This window comes from Mycolicibacterium duvalii, from assembly GCF_010726645.1.
Lineage (GTDB): Bacteria > Actinomycetota > Actinomycetes > Mycobacteriales > Mycobacteriaceae > Mycobacterium > Mycobacterium duvalii.
Genome location: NZ_AP022563.1, coordinates 4,777,860 through 4,798,761 on the forward strand (window position 1 = coordinate 4,777,860; position 20,902 = coordinate 4,798,761).

Here is a 20,902-nt window from a genome sequence, read left to right on the forward strand (position 1 = left end):
ATGCTTGTGTTGCGACACGGCGTTGCGGGCAAGCAATTTCACACGGCAACGGCACCGCAGAGCGAAGTGCATCTGCGGTGCCGTCCTGAGGGAGGGATCAGGCGCCGGGCTCGACGGCCCCGTCGGCCGCGGGCGCCGCTTCCGCGGCACCCAGCGGTGCCTCCCCGGCGGCGGTCGAGATCGGCGCTGCCGGCGGTACCGGCGCGGGCGGCTTGACCGCCGACATGATCGCCGGCATCACGATGCCCTTGAGCAGGTCGATGGCTTCGCCGGCGCCCAGCTGGTTGGCCGCGCTGGTCAGGTCGCCGAGGAGGCCGCCGCTACTGGAGGCCACCGGCTGGGTGGCCGCCAGGGACGGGTCGCCGAGGATCGGGTAGCTGCCCAGCGCCGGGTCGAGTCCGACCGGCGCAGAGATCGGCACCTCGCCGGTGAGCGGCAGACCCGAGGTGGAGATCGGCGCGGCGCCCAGGACCGGATCGGTCAGCGCCGGTGGAGTGCTCAAGCCCGGGGTGGCCAGTCCCGGCGTCGCCAGGGCCGGATCGGTCAGGGCGGCGGTGCCCAGGCCGGGATCGGTCAGGCCCGGTGTCGCCAGGCCCGGGTCGGTCAGCGCGGGGGTCCCCAGACCCGGGTCGGTCAGCCCGGGCGTCGCCAGGCCCGGAGTCAGCCCTGCGGGGCTGGTCAACGCCGGGTCGGTCAGCGCGGGGTTGGTCAAACCGGGGCTGGCCAGGGCCGGGTCGGTGAGGGTCGGGGTGGTCAGCCCGGTGCCCAGCCCGGTCCCCAGGCCCGGGGTCAGTGTGGTCGGCGAGGCGGAGCCGGTCCCGGTCAACAGTCCCGTCGGCAGCGGCGGGAGGTTGATCCCGAACTGCGAGAGTCCCTGCGACAGGGCGGACATCAACTCGCCCGGAAGATCGGTGATCGTGGCGGCCTGCACGAACTCGCGGTGCTGGGGTCCGGTGGACAACTCGGACACGGCTGCAACAGCAACTGGACCCGCGACTGCCAGAGCGGCGACTGTGCTCAAGGCTGTCGAGAGCCGGCGTCGACGTCGGTTCGGCACGGAAGTCTCCTCAATACATGGACTACATTTCGACTTAATGCAGGTGGGACGCGTGATACTCGGTACGCGATCGATGTTACTGACGTGACAGCTGTGACTAGAGTGGCGATATGGAATCGTGAGCGAATCGCGACCTGCGCCGTTGCGCCGAATCGGGCCGCGCCGGCGCCGTCCGATACCCTTGCTGCCGATGATCTCTCCTGATCCCCGCCCCACCGCTGGTGCGTTCGACCTGTTCGTCGTCGGTTCCGGGTTCTTCGGTCTGACGATTGCCGAACGGGTGGCCACCCAGCTGGGCAAGCGGGTACTCGTCGTCGATCGTCGTGACCACATCGGCGGCAACGCGTACTCCGAGGCCGAGCCCCGCACCGGTATCGAGGTGCACAAGTACGGCGCCCACCTCTTCCACACCAGCAACACCCGGGTGTGGGACTACGTGCGGCAGTTCACCGACTTCACCGGCTACCAGCATCGGGTGTTCGCGCTGCACAACGGGCAGGCCTACCAGTTCCCGATGGGTCTCGGGCTGGTCAGCCAGTTCTTCGGCCGGTACTACACCCCCGACGAGGCCAGGGCGCTGATCAAGGAGCAGGCCAGCGAAATCGAGACCGCCGACGCCCAGAACCTGGAGGAGAAGGCGATCTCGCTGATCGGCCGCCCCCTCTACGAGGCGTTCGTCAAGCACTACACCGCCAAGCAGTGGCAGACCGATCCCAAGCAGTTGCCGGCCAGCAACATCACCCGCTTGCCGGTGCGTTACACGTTCGACAACCGGTACTTCAACGACACCTACGAGGGTCTGCCCGTCGACGGCTACACCCGGTGGCTGGAGAACATGGCCGCCGACGAGCGCATCGAGGTCCGGCTGGGCACCGACTGGTTCGACGTCCGCGACGAACTGCGTGCCGCGTCCCCGGAGGCGCCCGTCGTCTACACCGGGCCGCTGGACCGGTACTTCGACTACTGCGAGGGCCGCCTCGGCTGGCGCACGCTGGACTTCGAGCTCGAGGTGCTCGACACCGGGGATTTTCAGGGCACCCCCGTCATGAACTACAACGACGCCGACGTGCCCTTCACCCGCATCCACGAATTCCGGCACTTCCATCCGGAGCGTGATTACCCGGCCGACAAGACGGTGATCATGCGCGAGTACTCGCGGTTCGCCGAGAACGACGACGAGCCTTACTATCCGATCAACACCGATGCCGACCGCGCGATACTGACCGCCTACCGGGAGCGCGCCAAGGCCGAGACCGCATCGTCGCGCGTGCTGTTCGGCGGTCGGCTGGGCACCTACCAGTATCTGGACATGCACATGGCGATCGCCAGCGCGCTGAACATGTACGACAACACGCTCGCGCCGCACCTGCGCGACGGGGCACCGCTGAGCGATCCCGAGACAGAAAGCAACCGACAATGAGTGACATCCCGTCCGGTGCCCTGGCCGCCGGGCAGTCGCGCGCGGCGAGCCTGCTGGCGCGCGTGATCCTGCCCCGGCCCGGTGAGCCGCTCGACGTCCGCAAGCTCTACATCGAGGAGTCCGACACCAACGCGCGGCGGGCGCACGCGCCGTCGCGCACCACGCTGGAGATCGGCGCCGACTCCGAGGTGTCGTTCGCCACCTACTTCAACGCGTTCCCGGCCAGTTACTGGCGCCGCTGGTCGTCGCTGGACACGGTGGTGCTGCGGGTCGAATTGACCGGCAGCGCGCGTGTGGACGTCTACCGCTCGAAATCGACCGGGGCGCGGATCACCGTCGGCGGTGCGCCGGTCGTCAGCGCCGCGGGCTCCGAGGAGCCCGGGGTGGTCGAGTTCGAGATCGACCTGACGCCGTTCGAGGACGGCGGCTGGGTGTGGTTCGACGTCACCACGGACTCCGCGTCGACGCTGCGTGCGGCCGGGTGGTACGCACCGGTGCCGGCGCCGGGCCGGGCCAACGTCACCGTCGGTATCCCGACGTTCAACCGGCCCGCCGACTGTGTCAACGCGCTGGCGGCGCTGACCTCCGACCCGCTGGTCGACGCGGTGATCGGTGCCGTCGTGGTCTCCGATCAGGGCACCAGGAAAGCCAAGGACCATCCCGACTTCGCGGCCGCGGCCGCAGCACTCGGGGACCGGCTGTCCATCCACAACCAGCCCAACCTCGGTGGCTCCGGCGGCTACAGCCGGGTGATGTACGAAGCACTGAAGAACACCGACTGCGAACAGATCCTGTTCATGGACGACGACATCCGCATCGAGCCCGACTCGATCCTGCGGGCGTTGGCGCTCAACCGCTTCGCCAAGAGCCCCATGCTGGTCGGCGGTCAGATGCTCAACCTGCAGGAGCCGTCACACCTGCACGTCATGGGTGAGATGGTCGATCAGGCCAACTTCATGTGGACCAACGCGCTGAACACCGAGTACGACCACAACTTCGCCAAATATCCGCTGGCCGACGAGGACGAGCCGCGCAGCCAGCTGCTGCACCGGCGCATCGACGTCGACTACAACGGCTGGTGGATGTGCATGATCCCGCGCCGCGTGGCCGAGGAACTGGGCCAGCCGCTGCCGTTGTTCATCAAATGGGACGACGCCGAGTACGGCTTGCGCGCGGGCGAGCACGGCTACCCGACCGTCACCCTGCCCGGAGCGGCGATCTGGCACATGGCCTGGAGCGACAAAGACGATGCGATCGACTGGCAGGCCTACTTCCATCTGCGCAACCGCTTGATCGTCGCGGCCCTGCACTGGGACGGCAACATCCGCGGCCTGGTCGCCAGCCACTTCAAGGCGACGATGAAACACCTTCTCTGCCTTGAGTATTCGACCGTCGCCATCCAGAACAAGGCGATGGACGACTTCCTGGCCGGGCCGGAGAACCTGTTCTCCATCCTGGAGTCGGCGCTGCCGCAGGTGCGCGCGATGCGTGAGGAGTTCCCCGACGCGGTGGTGCTGCCCGGCGCCACCGCGCTGCCCCCGCCGAGTGACCGCAGGCGCCGACCGGTCAAGATCCCGACCAACCCGCCGGCGATTCTGTGGCGCCTGTCCCGCGGTGTCATCCACCAGCTCAAGCCGCACGATCCCGAGCATCACCGCCGGCCCGAGCTGAACGTGGCCACCCAGGACGCCCGCTGGTTCACGTTGTGCAAGGTCGACGGCGTCACCGTGACCACGGCCGACGGACGCGGAGTGGTCTATCGGCAGCGCGACCGGGACATGATGGCCGACCTGCTGCGCGAGTCACTCAAACGCCAGGCACTGCTGGTGCGCCGATTCGACAAGCTGCGCAAGCAGTACCGGGCGGCACTGCCGATGCTGACCAGCACCCAGAAGTGGGAGGACGTGCTCAACCCCGCGCCGGAACCCGCTCATGGATGAGCACCCGCACGGCGAGGACGCCGTGCTGGTGGCCGTGCAGTCGGCGCTGGCCAAACAGCCCGCGATCCTGCCCGTGGCACGCGGTCTGTCGCACTTCGGCGAGCACAGCCTCGGCTGGCTCGTGGTCTCGGGGCTGGGCGCCGCGGTGGCCCCGGCCCGGCGCCGCGAGTATCTGGCCGCCGGGGTCGGCGCGTTCCTCGCACACGCCGCCGCGGTGGTGATCAAACGCGTGGTGCGCCGACCGCGGCCCAGCCACCCGGCGATCGCGGTCAACGTGGGCACCCCCAGCCGGCTGAGCTTCCCGTCGGCACACGCCACGTCGACGACGGCTGCTGCGATGCTGCTGGCGCGGCCCACCGGTTTGCCGCTGCAGGCGCTGCTGGTGCCGCCCATGGCGTTGTCGCGTCTGGTGCTCGGAGTGCACTATCCCAGCGACGTGCTCGCCGGGATCGTGGTCGGCGCCGTCGTCGGAAAGTCCGTGGACCGGGTCGCGCGGCGGGCCGGCACGGTTGAAGGAGGGTCCCGATGAGCACATCGCAGGTCGGCCAGGACAGCGGGACCACCGTCGGGCCGCCGAAGAGCCTGGCCGCCGGAATCGTCAAGGCGCTGCGCCCCCGTCAGTGGGTCAAGAACGTCCTGGTCTTCGCCGCCCCGGTGGCCGCCCTCGGCGACGACCGCTACGCCTACGACTACCGCGAAGTCCTGATCCGGGTGCTGCTCGCGTTCGCGGTGTTCAGCCTCGCGGCATCGTGTGTATATCTCGTCAACGACGCCCGAGACGTCGAGGCCGACCGCGCGCACCCCACGAAACGGTTCCGCCCCATCGCCGCCGGAGTGGTGCCCGAATGGCTGGCCTACAGCCTGGCGGTGGCGCTCGGCGCTGCGTCGCTGGTGATCTCGTGGATGGTCACACCGAACCTGGCGTTGGTGATGGCCGTCTACATCGCGATCCAGCTGGCCTACTGCTTCGGGCTCAAGCACCAACCGGTGATCGACATCTGCATCGTGTCGTCGGGCTTCCTGATCCGCGCCATCGCCGGCGGTGTGGCCGCCGATGTGCCTCTGTCGCAATGGTTCCTGTTGATGATGGCGTTCGGTTCGCTGTTCATGGCGGCCGGTAAGCGGTACGCAGAACTGCAGCTGGCCGAGCGGACCGGTGCCAAGATCCGCAGGTCGCTGGAGGCCTACACCAGTTCCTACCTGCGCTTCGTGTGGACGCTGTCGGCGACCGCGCTGGTGCTCTGCTACGGCCTGTGGGCCTTCGAACGGGACGCGATGGGCGACACCTCGTGGTTCGTGGTGTCGATGGTGCCGTTCGTCGTCGCCATCCTGCGCTACGCCGTCGACGTCGACGGCGGCATGGCCGGTGAGCCGGAAGAGATCGCGTTGAAAGACCGGGTGCTGCAGATGCTCGCGGTCGCGTGGATCGGAACCCTCGGTGGCGCAATTTTCCTTAGCTGACCGCCAATCGGCCACTTCGACAGCGGGCCGCCGATCCGGTGCGGCGCCCGTCGGTTCGCCGGTGGACCGATTCCTGCGGCACGGGCCGACCTTCCCCTACACCGCCTCGGTGCGGCTGAGCCTGTGGCTGTCCGTGCTCACGGTGGCCGTGCTGTTCGGGTGGGGGGCCTGGCAGCGCCGGTGGATCGCCGACGACGGCCTGATCGTGCTGCGGACCATCCGGAACCTGTTGGCCGGCAACGGTCCGGTCTTCAACGCCGGCGAGCGTGTCGAGGCCAACACGTCGACGGCGTGGTCATATCTGGTGTACCTGGCCAGCCTCGTCGCCGGGTCGGCCCGGCTGGAGTACGTGGTGCTGGTGCTCGCTCTGGTGCTCTCGGTGGCCGGAATGGTGCTCGTCATGCTCGGGACCGCCCGGCTCTACGCACCGAGCCTGGCCGGTCGCCGCGCAGTGCTGCTGCCCGCCGGAGCGCTGGTCTACATCGCGGTGCCGCCGGCGCGTGACTTCGCCACGTCAGGCCTGGAAAACGGTTTGGTGCTGGCCTATCTCGGGTTGTTGTGGTGGATGATGGTGCGCTGGTCGCAAGCGCTGCGCGGCCGGACCCGCACGCCCGGCGGCGGCCGCAGCTTCGACACCGCCCTGGCTTTCGTCGCCGGGTTCTCCGTGCTGGTGCGTCCGGAACTCGCGCTCGTCGGGGGTGCGGCTCTGGTGATGATGCTGGTGGCCGCACCCGATTGGCGCCGTCGCGTCGTGCTCATCGTCGCCGGCGGCCTGCTCCCGGTGGCCTACCAGATCTTCCGGATGGGTTACTACGGGCTACTGGTCCCGGGGACCGCGGTGGCCAAGGACGCCTCGGGTGCCAAGTGGAACCAGGGACTGGCCTATCTGGCCAACTTCAACCAGCCTTACCTGCTGTGGGCGCCGGCGGTGCTGCTGATCGGGCTGGCGCTGATGGTGATGTTGCTGCGCGGGCGACCGGCCTGGGTGAACCGCCGTGCCCCCGAGGGCACCGGACGCTGGGCCCGGATCGTGCAGAACCCCACCGCCGTCGTCGTTTTCATGCTCGTCAGCGGTCTGCTGCAGGCCGTGTACTGGGTCCGCCAAGGCGGTGACTTCATGCACGGCCGGGTGCTGTTGACGCCGTTGTTCTGCCTGCTGGCCCCGGTGTCGCTGGTGCCCCTGATGCTGCCGGACAAGTCGCGGATGGCCCGCGGCGCCGGCTACCTGTACACCGGCGCCGCCGCGTTGCTGTGGGTCGCGGTCGCCGGATGGGCGCTGTGGGCCGCGAACTCGCCGGGCATGGGTCCCGACGCCACCCGGGTCACCTACAGCGGCATCGTCGACGAACGTCGGTTCTACGCCCAGGCCACCGGGCACGCGCATCCGTTGACCGCGGCCGACTACCTCGACTATCCGCGCATGCGCGCGGTGCTGACCGCCATCGACAACACCCCTGACGGCGCGTTGTGGCTGCCCGCCGGCAACTACGACATGTGGGACGTGGTGCCCGCCATCCCCCCTCCGCCGGAACTGCGCACCCCCGACTACCGCGGCCCGCAGACGGTGTTCTTCACCAATCTCGGCATGATGGGCATGAACGTCGGACTGGACGTGCGCGTAATCGACCAGATCGGCCTGGCCAATCCGCTGGCGGCACACACCGAACGCCTCACCGACGGCCGGATCGGCCACGACAAGAACCTTTTTCCGGACTGGGCGGTCGCCGAGGGGCCGTTCCTCAAGGAGCGGCCGTACATCCCGCAGTATCTCGACGAGGACTGGATCCGTCAGGCCGAGGCGGCGCTGAAATGTCCGCAGACCCAAGAGATGCTGGAAGCGCGGCGGGCGCCGATGGGCCCGCGCAGGTTCCTGTCGAACCTGCTCAACGCGGCGGAATTCACCAGCTACCGCATCGACCGGGTGCCGCTGTACGAACTCCGACGATGCGGTCTGCCGGTGCCCGAACCGGTCAACCCGACCTACACGGGACTCCCCGCCACGGGCCCGTGAGAATTTCAGGCACGCCCGTGCCGATTTGTTGCCGGGGCGGGTTTTCTGCTTTCGTAATGCTCGACGTAACACTTGAGCCATGTCGATCAGATAAGGCATGTGACGGGCGCCGCGAGCCGATCGCGGCGCGAAGAGATCGCCACAACGGTGTGGTTGACTAACGGGCAAGACTGCGGCCGGGAGCATTTCGAGCACCGATGGCCTGCTGCTGCTTGACGACAGATTGGATTGACACACGCATGAAGTTGGTTGGAAGGCTGCGCGGGGCAGCGAAGGTCTCGTGGCGCCGGTTCACGGTGGCGGCCCTGGTGGCGGCCGTCTTGCCGGCTCTGATCGGTACGGTCGGCGGCTCGGCGACGGCCGGGGCGTTCTCCCGGCCCGGTCTGCCGGTCGAGTACCTGATGGTGCCGTCGGCCGGGATGGGCCGCGACATCAAGGTGCAGTTCCAGAGCGGTGGGGCCAACGCACCGGGCCTCTACCTGCTCGACGGCCTGCGCGCACAGGACGACTTCAACGGCTGGGACATCAACACCGCGGCGTTCGAGTGGTACCTCGATTCCGGGCTCGCGACGATCATGCCGGTCGGCGGCCAGTCCAGCTTCTACAGCGACTGGTACAAGCCGGCCTGCGGCAACAACGGTTGCTCGACCTACAAGTGGGAGACGTTCCTGACCCAGGAGCTGCCCGCTTACCTGGCTGCGAACAAGGGCGTCGACCCGAACCGCAACGCGGCCGTGGGTCTGTCGATGGCCGGTTCGGCGGCGCTGACGCTGGCGATCTACTACCCACAGCAGTTCCAGTACGCCGGATCGCTGTCGGGTTACCTGAACCTCTCCGAGGGCTGGTGGCCGATGCTGGTCAACCTGTCGATGGGTGATGCGGGCGGCTACGACGCCAACGACATGTGGGGCCGCACCGAGGACCCGAACAGCGCCTGGAAACGCAACGACCCGATGGTCAACATCGGCAAGCTGGTCGCCAACAACACCCGCATCTGGGTCTACGCGGGCAACGGCAAGCCGGCCGAGGTCAACGGCACGGTCGCGGGCGACAACTTGCCCGCGAAGTTCCTGGAGAGCCTCACGCTGCGCACCAACAAGACCTTCCAGGAGGAGTACATCGCGGCGGGCGGCCGCAACGGTGTCTTCAACTTCCCGGCGGGCGGCACGCACGACTGGCCCTACTGGGGACAGCAGCTGCAGCAGATGAAGCCGGACATCCAGCGCGTGCTCGGCGCGGTTCCGCAGCCGTCGGCACCGGCGGCACCGGCTGAGGGCGCTGCCCCCGCCGAGCCGGTCTCCTCGGGCGGTTAGGTCTCGACCCCGACGACGGCGGTGCCCCACCCGGGGCGCCGCCGTCGCTCTTTTCACACCCGGGCCGTCGCAGTGGTGTGATTCACTACTTTGCGGTGGACCCGGTCGAGACGAAGGTGAATGTGATGCGTGCGGTGATGCGTTCGGTCCTGGCCGCGGTGGCGGTCCTCGCACTCTGGTCGGCGGGAGTGCTCCCGGGAGCCCCGGGAACACCGCCCGCGCACGCCCAGGGGGTCGAGTTCCTGATGGTGCCGTCCCCGGCGATGGGCCGCGACATTCCCGTCGCCTTCCAGGGCGGCGGTCCGCACGCAGTGGTGCTGCTCGACGCGTTCAACGCCGCCCCGGACGTCAGCAACTGGGTGACCGCGGGCAACGCGATGAACACGCTGGCCGGGTCCGGCGTCTCGGTGGTCGCGCCGGCCGGTGGGGCGTGGAGCATGTACACGAACTGGGAGCAGGACGGCAGCAAGCAGTGGGAGACCTTCCTGGCCGACGAGCTGCCCAACTGGCTGGCCGCCAACAAGGGCCTGGCTCCGGGCGGGCACGGCATCGTGGGCGCGGCCCAGGGCGGCACCGGGGCGCTGACCATGGCGGCCTTCCACCCCAACCGCTACCGCTACGCCGGCTCGCTGTCGGGCTTCCTCACCCCGTCGGCCACCGCGATGAACGGCGCGATCACCGCAGGGCTGGCCCGCTTCGGCGGTGTCGACACCCGCAACATGTGGGGGCTGCCGCAGCTGGGCCGGTGGAAGTGGCACGACCCCGACGTGCACGTGCAGCTGCTGGTGAACAACAACACCCGGTTGTGGGTGTACAGCCCGTCGGCCACCACGTGCACCGACCCCGCGGCCATGATCGGTTACTGCGACCAGGCGCAGGGCAGCAACCGCACGTTCTACCAGCACTACCGCGCCACCGGCGGCGGTAACGGGCACTTCGACTTCCCGAACTCGGGCAACCACGACTGGGGTTCCTGGAGTGGGCAGCTGGCCGCGATGTCAGGGGAGCTGGCTGCGGTTCTGCGCTGAGCGCCGGGGTTACTCAGCCGATCCTCAGCAACCGGCCGGTAGGTTGGACTGCGTGCAGCACGGGTCACGGTCGACGATCGCAGGGATGGCAGGACTGTCCGCGCTCGTCGCTCTGCCGGCCGCCTGGCTCACCGGGTGCGCGTTCAGCGACGACATGATGTCGGGGCTGACCTCCGAGCGGGAACCCGCTCCGGTGCACGGCGAATCGCCTGCGCGGCCGCCCGGCCCCGCAGACGCCGACGCGAACTCCAACGCCCTGGTGGTCACGCCGCGCCAGCAGGACTACCTCGACGCCCTGCACGCGGCCGGCATCGAACCGGCCAGTGACCTGACCGCGCTGAGCATCGGTTCCTACGTGTGCCAGGCTCGCGCGGCCAAGCAGCCTGACCAGGCCGTGTGGGACTTCATCGCGCCGATGGTGGCCAGCGACCCGGACGACCCCGCGTTCCAGAACACGACGGCCGACTACATTCGCATCGCGACCGACCGACTCTGCTAACAGGAGCGCCTGACTTTCATGCCGAAGACCAACCGGCGAAAACGCCACCGCTTGCTCGCGCTCACCGCCGCCGGCGCCGTGGGGCTGGTGGTGGTGCTCATCGTGGCCATCGTGATCGTCGTGCTGCGCCGGCCCGACGCACCGCCGACCGCGGTGCCCCCGTCGGCCGTGCCGCCGACCGCGGTGCCGCCGACCTCCAAGCCGCGGCCGGACTTCCAGGACGCGAGCTGCCCGGACGTCCAATTGGTGTCGATCCCCGGGACCTGGGAGTCCTCGGTGTCGCTCGACCCGTTCAACCCGGTGCAGTTCCCGGCCGCGCTGCTGCTCAACGTCACCAACCCGATCCGCGGGCAGTTCGGCAGTGACCGCCTGGAAGTGTTCACCGTCCCCTACACCGCACAGTTCCACAATCCGCTGTCGGCCGACCAGCAGATGTCGTACAACGACAGCCGGGCCGAGGGCACGCGGGCGGCCGTCGCCGCGATGACGGACATGAACAACCGCTGCCCGCTGACCAGCTACGTGCTGGTCGGCTTCTCGCAGGGGGCGGTGATCGCCGGTGACATCGCCAGCGACATCGGCAATGGACGCGGACCCGTCGACCAGGACCTGGTGCTGGGGGCGGTGCTGATCGCCGACGGCCGGCGGGAGCCCGGCGTCGGCCAGGACGTGGGCCCCAACCCGCCGGGGCAGGGCGCCGAGATCACCCTGCACGAGGTGCCGACATTGTCGGCGCTGGGGCTGACGATGTCCGGCCCCCGCCCGGGCGGCTTCGGCGCGCTCGACAACCGCACCTATGAGATCTGCGCACGCGGCGACCTGATCTGCGCGGCGCCGGAGTCGGCCTTCAACATCACGGCGCTGCCCAAGACACTGGAGGTGCTCTCCGGCGGTGCGGGCCAGCCGGTGCATGCGATGTACGCCACGCCGCAGTTCTGGTCTGTCGACGGGCTCTCGGCCACTCAGTGGACGCTGAACTGGGCGCAGGGTCTCGTCGATAACGCGCCGCAGCCAAAACATGGCTGACCCGTGACCGACACGAACGAGCCGTAATTTGGCACGCCCGCGCAGGTCGCTTAGCATTACCACCAGATTAAGGAAAATCTAAGAGCGGCGGCCGGCGGCTGATGGGGTGGGGGGCCTACTCCCCGGTACGATCTTCGCGTTCGGGATGAAGATTACGCAGGGATTTCCGCGGGATACCGTCCTGCTTGATTGGAGAGAAGATGGCCTTCCACAACCCGTTCATCAAGGACGGATTGATCAAATTCCCCGACAACGGGAGCCTGGTCAAACACGTCGAGCGATGGGCGAAGGTGCGTGGCGACAAGCTGGCCTACCGCTTCCTGGACTTCTCCACCGAACGTGACGGGGTGGCCCGTGACCTCAACTGGGCCGACTTCGGCACCCGCAACCGCGCGGTCGGTGCCCGGCTGCAGCAGGTCACCCAGCCCGGCGACCGCGTCGCCATCCTGTGCCCGCAGAACCTGGAGTACCTGGTCGCGTTCTTCGGCACCCTGTACTCCGGCCGGATCGCGGTGCCGCTGTTCGATCCGTCCGAGCCCGGGCATGTCGGCCGGTTGCACGCGGTCCTGGACAACTGCACCCCGTCGGCCATCCTGACCACCACGGCGGCCGCCGAAGGCGTGCGCAAGTTCTTCCGCACCCGGCCGGCCAACCAGCGCCCGCGCGTCATCGCCGTCGACGCGGTGCCCGACGAGGTCGGCGCCACCTGGGAGCCCGTCGACGTCGCCCACGACACCGTCGCATACCTGCAGTACACCTCGGGGTCGACCCGCATCCCGACGGGCGTGCAGATCACCCACCTGAACCTGGCCACCAACGTCGTGCAGGTGATCGAGGCCCTCGAAGGTGAAGAGGGCGACCGCGGCGTGTCCTGGTTGCCGTTCTTCCACGACATGGGCCTGATCACGGTGCTGTTGTCGCCGATGATCGGCCACTATGTGGAGTTCATGACGCCCGCGGCGTTCGTGCGCCGCCCCGGTCGCTGGATCCGGGCGATGGCCCGCCAGGAAGGCGACACCGGCGGCACCATCTCCGTGGCCCCGAACTTCGCGTTCGACCATGCCGCCGCGCGCGGTGTGCCCAAGGACGGCGAGCCGCCGCTGGATCTGTCCAACGTCAAGGGCATCCTCAACGGCAGCGAGCCGATCTCGGCGGCCACGGTGCGCCGCTTCAACGAGGCCTTCAGTCCGTACGGCTTCCGCGAGGTGGCCATCAAGCCGTCCTACGGCCTGGCCGAGGCCACCCTGTTCGTGTCCACGACGCCGATGGACCAGCCACCGACGATCACCTCCGTCGACCGCGACGAGCTCAACAACCACCGCTTCGTGCCGGTGCCCGACGACTCGCCGAAGGCGGTGCCGCAGGCCGGGGCCGGCAAGGTCGGCGTGGCCGAGTGGGCCGTGATCGTCGACAACGACACCGCCACCGAGCTGCCCGACGGCCAGATCGGCGAGATCTGGATCAGCGGGCAGAACATGGGCACCGGCTACTGGAACAAGCCGGAGGAAACGATCGCCACGTTCCAGAACATCCTCAAGTCGCGCACCGACCCGTCGCACGCCCAGGGCGCCCCGGACGACGCCACCTGGGTGCGGACCGGTGACCTGGGCGCGTACCACGACGGCGAGCTCTACATCACCGGACGCGTCAAGGATCTGGTCATCATCGACGGCCGCAACCACTATCCGCAGGACCTGGAGTACTCCGCACAGGAGGCCACCAAGGCGCTGCGGACCGGTTTCGTGGCCGCGTTCTCGGTGCCGGCCAACCAGCTGCCCGACGAGGTCTTCGACGATGCGCACGCCGGTCTCAAGCGCGACCCCGACGACACTTCCGAGCAGTTGGTGATCGTCGGCGAGCGGGCTCCCGGTGCCCACAAACTCGACATGGCCCCGATCGCCGACGACATTCGTGCGGCGATCGCGGTACGCCACGGCGTGACGGTGCGCGATGTGCTGCTGACCGCGGCCGGTGCGATCCCGCGCACGTCCAGCGGCAAGATCGGCCGGCGCGCATGCCGGTCGGCCTATCTCGACGGGAGTCTGCGCAGCGGCAAGATCGCCAACGCATTCCCCGACGAGTCGGACTGACGCTGTCAACTACATCAACGGCAACGGCGGCTGCCCTGGCCGCCGATCGTGAGGTTATGTGAACATGACTGATCCACAACAAGATTCGGTATCGCCCGCGGCGCCGGTGAACGGGCCCGACCTCACTGTCGCGGAAATGCGGGAGTGGCTGCGCAACTGGATCGGCAACGCGACGGGTCAGTCACCGGACTCGGTCAGTGAAACCGCGCCGATGGTGGAGCTCGGGTTGTCGTCGCGCGACGCGGTCGCGATGGCCAGCGACATCGAGGACCTCACCGGGGTCACCCTGACCGCCACCGTGGCGTTCCGGCACCCGACGATCGAAGCGCTGGCCACGGTCATCGTCGAAGGCGAACCCGAACCCGACACCGCGGAACTCGACGCCGAGGACTGGTCGCGCGACGGCGACGAGGGCCGGCTCAACATCGCCATCGTCGGTGTGGGGACCCGCTTCCCGGGCGACATGAACACTCCCGACGAGATGTGGGCGGCGCTGCTGGAGGGCCGCGACGCGATCACCGACCTGCCCGAGGGACGCTGGTCGGAGTTCCTCTCCGAGCCGCGGGTCGCCGAGCGGGTCGCCAAGGCGCGCACCCGCGGCGGCTACCTCTCCGACATCAAAGGTTTCGACGCCGAGTTCTTCGCGCTGTCGAAGATGGAGGCCGACAACATCGATCCGCAGCAGCGGATGGCGTTGGAGCTGACGTGGGAAGCGTTGGAAAACGCCCGGATTCCGGCGTCGAGCCTGCGCGGTGAGAACGTCGGCGTCTATGTCGGCAGTTCCACCAACGACTACAGCTTCCTCGGGGTGGCCGACCCGTCGACCGCGCACCCGTACGCGATCACCGGTACCGCGAGTTCGATCATCGCCAATCGGGTGTCCTACTTCTACGACTTCCGCGGCCCGTCGATGGCCATCGACACCGCCTGCTCGTCGTCGCTGGTGGCCGTGCACGAAGGCGTCAAAGCGCTGCGCGCCGGCGACGCCGACGTGGTGCTCGCAGGTGGTGTCAACGCGCTGGTCACCCCGTTGGTCACCGTCGGATTCGACGAGGTCGGCGGTGTCCTGGCGCCCGACGGCCGGATCAAGTCGTTCTCGTCGGACGCCGACGGCTACGCCCGGTCCGAGGGCGGGGGCATGCTGGTGCTCAAGCGGCTGGCCGACGCGCGCCGCGACGGCGACGACATCCTGGCCGTGATCGCCGGCGGCGCGGTCAACCACGACGGCCGGTCCAACGGTCTGCTCGCGCCCAACCCCGACGCGCAGGAAGCCGTGCTGCGCAAGGCCTACAAGGACGCCGGCATCAACCCCCGCTCCGTGGACTACGTCGAGGCACACGGCACCGGCACCATCCTGGGCGACCCGATCGAGGCCGACGCGCTGGGCCGGGTCATCGGCCGCGGCCGCAGCGCCGACGCACCGGCCCTGCTGGGTGCGGTGAAGTCCAACCTCGGGCACCTCGAGTCCGCGGCCGGCGCCGCCAGCCTGGCCAAGGTGGCGTTGTCGTTGCAGAACAACAAGATTCCACCGTCGATCAACTTCGCCGGGCCCAACCCGTACATCGACTTCGACGCCGAGCATCTCAAGGTCGCCGATACCGTCACCGACTGGCCGCGCTACAGCGGCCACGCGATCGCAGGGGTCTCCGGGTTCGGCTTCGGCGGCGCGAACGCGCATCTGGTGCTGCGTGAGGTGCTGCCCACCGACCTGGTCGAGCCGATCCCCGAGCCGGACGTCGCAGTCGTCACCCCGGCCAACGACGAGGCCAAGGCCGTCTACGTCGGCGGGGTGCGGATGGACGAGTACGGCGAGTTCTTGTCAGACGATGACGATGACGAGCGCGGCGACGACGAGTTCTACGGACGGACCGCCGACGAGGAACCGGAGTTGCCCGGCCTGACCGACGAGGCGCTGCGGCTGCTGGAGGTCGCACGCGAGGAGCTCGCCGCTGCCGAGGCCGAGAACCCGTCCAAACCCTTGGTCCCGCTGGCGGTTTCCGGCTTCCTGACGTCGCGCAAGCGGGCCACCGCCGCGGAGCTGGCCGACTGGATCGACAGCCCGGCCGGGCGCGAGTCGTCGCTGGAGGCGATCGGCCGCTCGCTGTCGAGGCGCAACCACGGTCGGTCCCGGGCGGTAGTGCTGGCCCACGACCATGACGAAGCCGTCGCCGGGCTGCGCGCGCTGGCCGACGGCAAGCCGCACCCGAGCGTGCTGGCCGCCGACGGGCCGGTGACCAACGGGCCGGTGTGGGTGCTGGCCGGTTTCGGTGCTCAGCACCGCAAGATGGCCAAGAGCCTGTACCTGCGCGACGAGACGTTCGCCGAGTGGATCAACAAGGTGGACAGCCTCATTCAGGACGAGCGCGGGCATTCGATCCTCGAGCTCATCCTCGACGACGCGGTCGACTACACCGACGAGACCACCGAGCTCCCCATCGAGAAGGTGCAGCTGGTCATCTTCGCGATCCAGGTCGCGCTCGGTGAGGTGCTCAAGGCGCACGGCGCCAAGCCCGGTGCGCTGATCGGGCAGTCGCTCGGCGAGGCCGCAGCCGCGTACTTCTCCGGCGGTCTGTCGCTGGAGGACGCCACCCGCACCATCTGCTCGCGTGCGCACCTGATGGGTGAGGGCGAAGCGATGTTGTTCGGTGAGTACATCCGGCTGATGGCGCTGGTGGAGTACTCACCCGACGAGATCGAGACGGTGTTCGGGGAGTTCAAGAACCTCGAGCCGTGCGTGTACGCCGCTCCGACGCAGACCGTCATCGGCGGCCCGCCCGACCAGATCGATGCGATCATCGAGCGGGCGGAGGCCGAGGGCCGGTTCGCGCGCAAGTTCCAGACCAAGGGCGCCAGCCACACCTCGCAGATGGATCCGCTGCTGGGTGAGCTGGCCGCCGAACTGCAGGGCATCGAGGCGCATCCGGTGCAGGTGCCGTACTACTCGACCGTCCACGAAGGCAGCCTGATCCGTGCCGGGTCGGACGCCATCCACGACGTCGACTACTGGAAGAAGGGGTTGCGCCACAGCGTCTATTTCACGCACGGCATCCGCAACGCCGTCGACAATGGCCACACCACCTTCCTGGAACTGGCGCCCAACCCGGTTGCGCTGATGCAGGTCGGGCTGACCACCGCCGACGCGGGACTGCATGACGCGCAACTGATTCCGACCCTGGCGCGCAAGCAGGACGAGGTCGATTCGATGACCACGGCGATGGCGCACCTGTTCGTGCACGGCCATGATCTGGATTTCCGCACGTTGTTCCCGCGCCGTTCCCGCGGGCTGGCCGGGGCGCTGGACTTCGCCGACATCCCGCCGACCCGCTTCAAGCGCAAGCCGCACTGGCTGGAGGCCCGGTTCACCGGGGACAGCTCGACGGTGACGCCGGGCAACCATGTCGCCACCCCGGACGGCCGGCACGTGTGGGAGTACAGCCCGCGCGGCGCGACCGATCTGGCGGCGCTGGTGAAAGCCGCTGCCGCAGCGGTGCTTCCGGATGCCACCCTGACCGCCTCCGAGCAGCGCGCGGTGCCGGCCGACGACGCGCGTCTGGTCACGACGCTGACCCGGCATCCGGGCGGGGCGAGTGTTCAGGTGCACGCCCGGATCGAGGAGTCCTTCACCTTGGTCTACGACGCGATCGTGACCCGCGCCGGTGCGCAGACCGCGCTGCCGACGGCGGTGGGCGCCGGCACGATCGCCGAGACGGTCACCGCCGCCCCGGCTCCCGAGGAACCCGCGGACGAGGATGCCGACATCCTGCACGACAACCTCACCGCAGGCGCGGGTCTGGCGGCCGGCTTCGCGAAGTGGTCCCCGAACTCGGGCGAGACGATCGCCGACCGGCTCGGAGCGATCGTCGGCGCGGCGATGGGCTACGCCCCCGAGGACCTGCCCTGGGAGGTGCCGCTGATCGAGCTCGGTCTGGATTCGCTGATGGCGGTGCGGATCAAGAACCGGGTCGAGTACGACTTCGACCTGCCCCCGATTCAGCTCACCGCGGTGCGCGACGCGAACCTCTACGCCGTGGAGAAGCTGATCGCCTACGCGGTCGAGCACCGCGACGAGGTCGGCGAGATCGCCGAGTCGCAGAAGGGCAAGAGCGCCGAGGAGATCGCCGCCGAGCAGGCCGAGCTGATGGGCGGCGCCAGCACGGTCGCCGAGCTGGAGGCCAAGCTGGCCGAGGCTGGGCACCCGATCGCCGCGGAGAAGCCCGAGACGATCGCCACCGACGCGGTGGAGGCGCAGATCCCGGCTCCGCCGACCGACCCGAGCGGCCCGTCGATCCCGGCTCCGCCGACCGACCCGTCGGGCCCCAACGGCCAGGACACGTCCTCGGCTGCCGCAACGGCGGCGAAGGTGCTGACCCAGGAGGCGGTCACCGAGGCGCTCGGCGCCGACGTGCCGCCCCGCGACGCCGCCGAACGTGTCACGTTCGCGACGTGGGCGATCGTGACCGGTAAGTCGCCCGGCGGCATCTTCAACGAGTTGCCGTCGATCTCCGGCGACGTCGCCGAGAAGATGGCCGAGCGGCTCTCGGAGCGGGCCGACGGCACCATCACCGCCGAACAGGTCACCGCCGCCCGCACCATCGAACAGCTCGCGACCGAGGTGCGCGAGCTGATGGACGCCGGCGTGGTCGACGGGTTCGTCCGCACCCTGCGAGCGCCCAAGGATGGTTCGGACAGCGTCCCGGTGTTCGTGTTCCATCCGGCGGGCGGGTCGACGGTGGTCTACGAGCCGCTGCTGAAGCGGTTGCCGCCGGACACGCCGGTCTACGGCATCGAGCGCGTCGAGGGATCCATCGAGGAGCGGGCCGCGCAGTATGTGCCCAAGCTGATGGAGATCCAGGGCACGGGCCCCTACATCCTGGCCGGCTGGTCGCTGGGCGGGGCGCTGGCCTACGCCTGCGCCCTCGGGCTCAAAGCCAATGGGTGCGACGTGCGTTTCGTCGGACTGATCGACACGGTGCGTCCCGGTGAGGAGATCCCGCAGACCAAGGAGGAAACCCGGGCGAGGTGGGACCGCTACGCGCTGTTCGCTCAGCGCACCTTCAACGTCGAGGTGCCGCCGATCCCGTACGAGGAGCTCGAGGCGCTCGACGACGAGGGGCAGGTGAAGTTCATCCTCGACGCGGTCAAGCAGAGCGGCGTCGACATCCCGGGCGGCATCATCGAGCACCAGCGCACGTCCTACCTGGACAACCGTCTGCTCGAGACCGCGGAAATCCAGCCGTACGACGGGCACGTCACGCTGTACATGGCCGACCGTTACCACGACGACGCCGTCTTCTTCGAGCCGCGCTACGGCATCCGTCAGCCCGACGGCGGCTGGGGTGAGTTCGTCAGCGACCTCGAGGTGGTGCCGATCGGGGGTGAACACATCCAGGCCATCGATGAGCCGTACATTGCAAAGGTCGGTGCACACATGAGCGCGGCCGTCAACGAGATCGACGCGCACGCGAGGAGCAATTCGGACGGAGCTGAAGGTAAGTGACGACGAAGACCACCGCCGAGTTGCTCGCCGAGCTTCGCGAGAAGCTCGAACAGGCCAAGGAGCCGGGCGGCGAGAAGGCGGTCGCCAAGCGCGCCAAGAAGGGCATCCCCAGCGCCCGGGACCGGATCTACTCCCTGCTCGACCCGGGCAGCTTCCTCGAGATCGGGGCGCTGGCCAAGACGCCCGGTGATCCGGATGCGCTGTTCGGGGACGGTGTGGTCACCGGCCACGGCACCATCAACGGCCGACCCGTCGGGGTGTTCAGCCACGACCAGACGGTGTTCCAGGGGTCGGTCGGGGAGATGTTCGGCCGCAAGGTCGCACGCCTGATGGAGTGGGTCGCGATGGTCGGCTGCCCGATCATCGGCATCAACGACTCCGCCGGCGCGCGCATCCAGGACACCGCGACCTCGCTGGCCTGGTATGCCGAGCTGGGCCGTCGCCACGAGCTGCTGCGCGGCCTGGTGCCCGAGATCTCGCTGATCTTCGGCAAGTGCGCCGGCGGTGCGGTGTACTCACCGATCCAGACCGACCTGATCGTCGCGGTGCGCGACCAGGGCTACATGTTCGTCACCGGCCCCGACGTGATCAAGGACGTCACCGGTGAGGACGTCACCCTCGACGAACTCGGCGGCGCCGATGCGCAGGCCCGATACGGCAACATCCACCAGGTCGTCGAGTCCGAGGCCGCGGCGTTCCAGTACGTGCGCGACTATCTGAGCTTCCTGCCGGCGAATACGTTCGACGACCCGCCGATCGTCAACCCGGGCCTGGAGCCGGAGATCACGCCGCACGACCTCGAGTTGGACTCGATCGTGCCGGACTCCGACAACCAGGCCTACGACATGATGGAGATCCTGCTGCGGATCTTCGACGACGGGGACGTGTTCCCGGTCGGCGAGCAGTCCGGTCCGGCCATCATCACCGCGTTCGCCCGCGTCGACGGCCGCCCGGTCGGGGTGATCGCCAACCAGCCGATGTTCATGTCGGGTGCGATCGACAACGAGGCCTCGGACAAGGCGGCCCGCTTCGTGCGGTTCTGCGACTCGTTCAACACCCCGCTGGTGTTCGTGGTCGACACGCCCGGCTTCCTGCCCGGCGTTCAGCAGGAGAAGGGCGGCATCATCAAGCGCGGCGGCCGCTTCCTCAACGCCGTCGTCGAGGCCGACATCCCGAAGATCACCATCACCATCCGCAAGTCCTACGGCGGGGCGTATGCGGTGATGGGCTCCAAGCAGCTGACCGCCGACTTCAACTTCGCGTGGCCGACCGCCCGCATCGCGGTGATCGGCGCCGAGGGCGCCGCGCAGCTGCTGGTCAAGCGGTTCCCCGATCCGACTGCGCCCGAGGTGCAGAAGATCAAGGCCGACTTCATCGAGGGCTACAACGCCACGATGGCGGTGCCGTGGGTGGCCGCCGAGCGTGGCTTCATCGACGGCGTCATCGAGCCCCACGAAACCCGGCTGCTGCTGCGCAAGTCGCTGCACCTGCTGCGCGACAAGCAGATCAGCCGCGTGCAGCGTAAACACGGCCTGACTCCGATCTAGGCGCCGGGGTGCG

13 protein-coding genes are annotated in these 20,902 nt (G+C 68.8%); 12 read left to right on the forward strand and 1 reads right to left on the reverse strand.

Annotation, left to right across the window (positions count from 1 at the left end; translation table 11 throughout):
• Positions 1–97 precede the first annotated feature (97 nt).
• Positions 98–1,057, reverse strand: coding sequence for a hypothetical protein (locus G6N31_RS22605; protein ID WP_098005252.1), 960 nt, complete (start codon positions 1,055–1,057; stop codon positions 98–100).
• A gap of 190 nt (positions 1,058–1,247) precedes the next feature.
• Between G6N31_RS22605 and glf the strand changes: the two genes are divergently transcribed.
• From glf to G6N31_RS22665, 12 genes are all read left to right on the forward strand, one after another.
• Positions 1,248–2,477, forward strand: a complete 1,230-nt coding sequence (gene glf / locus G6N31_RS22610) for a UDP-galactopyranose mutase (RefSeq protein ID WP_098005251.1) — start codon at positions 1,248–1,250, stop codon at positions 2,475–2,477.
• Positions 2,474–4,417 (forward strand): glycosyltransferase, encoded by a 1,944-nt coding sequence (locus G6N31_RS22615; protein ID WP_098005250.1) that lies wholly within the window; start codon positions 2,474–2,476, stop codon positions 4,415–4,417. Before glf ends, G6N31_RS22615 begins: the two co-directional genes overlap by 4 nt.
• Positions 4,410–4,946 carry a phosphatase PAP2 family protein gene (locus tag G6N31_RS22620; RefSeq protein WP_098005249.1) on the forward strand — a complete coding sequence of 179 codons (537 nt, stop codon included), beginning with the start codon at positions 4,410–4,412 and terminating at the stop codon, positions 4,944–4,946. Before G6N31_RS22615 ends, G6N31_RS22620 begins: the two co-directional genes overlap by 8 nt.
• A complete protein-coding gene (locus G6N31_RS22625) occupies positions 4,943–5,878 on the forward strand; it encodes a decaprenyl-phosphate phosphoribosyltransferase (RefSeq protein ID WP_098005248.1) in 936 nt (311 codons plus the stop codon). The genes G6N31_RS22620 and G6N31_RS22625 overlap by 4 nt, the downstream gene beginning before the upstream one ends.
• Positions 5,879–5,939: 61 nt before the next feature.
• A complete protein-coding gene (gene aftB / locus G6N31_RS22630) occupies positions 5,940–7,889 on the forward strand; it encodes a terminal beta-(1->2)-arabinofuranosyltransferase (RefSeq protein ID WP_234815448.1) in 1,950 nt (649 codons plus the stop codon).
• A gap of 239 nt (positions 7,890–8,128) precedes the next feature.
• Positions 8,129–9,202: an esterase family protein gene (locus G6N31_RS22635; RefSeq protein ID WP_098005247.1), complete on the forward strand. Its 1,074-nt coding sequence runs from the start codon at positions 8,129–8,131 to the stop codon at positions 9,200–9,202.
• Positions 9,203–9,327: 125 nt separating this feature from the next.
• On the forward strand, positions 9,328–10,230 hold the full coding sequence (locus tag G6N31_RS22640; RefSeq protein WP_098005265.1) for an alpha/beta hydrolase-fold protein: 903 nt from the start codon (positions 9,328–9,330) through the stop codon (positions 10,228–10,230).
• A gap of 85 nt (positions 10,231–10,315) precedes the next feature.
• Positions 10,316–10,729, forward strand: a complete 414-nt coding sequence (locus G6N31_RS22645) for a DUF732 domain-containing protein (RefSeq protein ID WP_179964226.1) — start codon at positions 10,316–10,318, stop codon at positions 10,727–10,729.
• Between the two features lie 18 nt (positions 10,730–10,747).
• Entirely contained in the window at positions 10,748–11,755 is a 1,008-nt protein-coding gene (gene culp6, locus G6N31_RS22650; protein WP_098005246.1) for a carboxylesterase Culp6, read from the forward strand.
• 200 nt (positions 11,756–11,955) lie between these two features.
• Positions 11,956–13,845 (forward strand): long-chain-fatty-acid--AMP ligase FadD32, encoded by a 1,890-nt coding sequence (gene fadD32 / locus G6N31_RS22655; RefSeq protein WP_098005245.1) that lies wholly within the window; start codon positions 11,956–11,958, stop codon positions 13,843–13,845.
• A gap of 64 nt (positions 13,846–13,909) precedes the next feature.
• On the forward strand, positions 13,910–19,342 hold the full coding sequence (gene pks13 / locus G6N31_RS22660) for a polyketide synthase Pks13 (RefSeq protein WP_098005244.1): 5,433 nt from the start codon (positions 13,910–13,912) through the stop codon (positions 19,340–19,342).
• Positions 19,339–20,889: an acyl-CoA carboxylase subunit beta gene (locus G6N31_RS22665; protein WP_098005243.1), complete on the forward strand. Its 1,551-nt coding sequence runs from the start codon at positions 19,339–19,341 to the stop codon at positions 20,887–20,889. Before pks13 ends, G6N31_RS22665 begins: the two co-directional genes overlap by 4 nt.
• Positions 20,890–20,902 lie beyond the last annotated feature (13 nt).

Excerpts from the sequence above, each read along its gene's own strand:
- glf (WP_098005251.1), top strand. The coding sequence starts at position 1,248 with ATGATCTCTCCTGATCCCCGCCCCACCGCTGGTGCGTTCGACCTGTTC.
- G6N31_RS22615 (WP_098005250.1), top strand. The coding sequence starts at position 2,474 with ATGAGTGACATCCCGTCCGGTGCCCTGGCCGCCGGGCAGTCGCGCGCG.
- G6N31_RS22620 (WP_098005249.1), top strand. The coding sequence starts at position 4,410 with ATGGATGAGCACCCGCACGGCGAGGACGCCGTGCTGGTGGCCGTGCAG.
- G6N31_RS22625 (WP_098005248.1), top strand. The coding sequence starts at position 4,943 with ATGAGCACATCGCAGGTCGGCCAGGACAGCGGGACCACCGTCGGGCCG.
- G6N31_RS22635 (WP_098005247.1), top strand. The coding sequence starts at position 8,129 with ATGAAGTTGGTTGGAAGGCTGCGCGGGGCAGCGAAGGTCTCGTGGCGC.
- G6N31_RS22640 (WP_098005265.1), top strand. The coding sequence starts at position 9,328 with ATGCGTGCGGTGATGCGTTCGGTCCTGGCCGCGGTGGCGGTCCTCGCA.
- G6N31_RS22645 (WP_179964226.1), top strand. The coding sequence starts at position 10,316 with ATGGCAGGACTGTCCGCGCTCGTCGCTCTGCCGGCCGCCTGGCTCACC.
- culp6 (WP_098005246.1), top strand. The coding sequence starts at position 10,748 with ATGCCGAAGACCAACCGGCGAAAACGCCACCGCTTGCTCGCGCTCACC.
- fadD32 (WP_098005245.1), top strand. The coding sequence starts at position 11,956 with ATGGCCTTCCACAACCCGTTCATCAAGGACGGATTGATCAAATTCCCC.
- pks13 (WP_098005244.1), top strand. The coding sequence starts at position 13,910 with ATGACTGATCCACAACAAGATTCGGTATCGCCCGCGGCGCCGGTGAAC.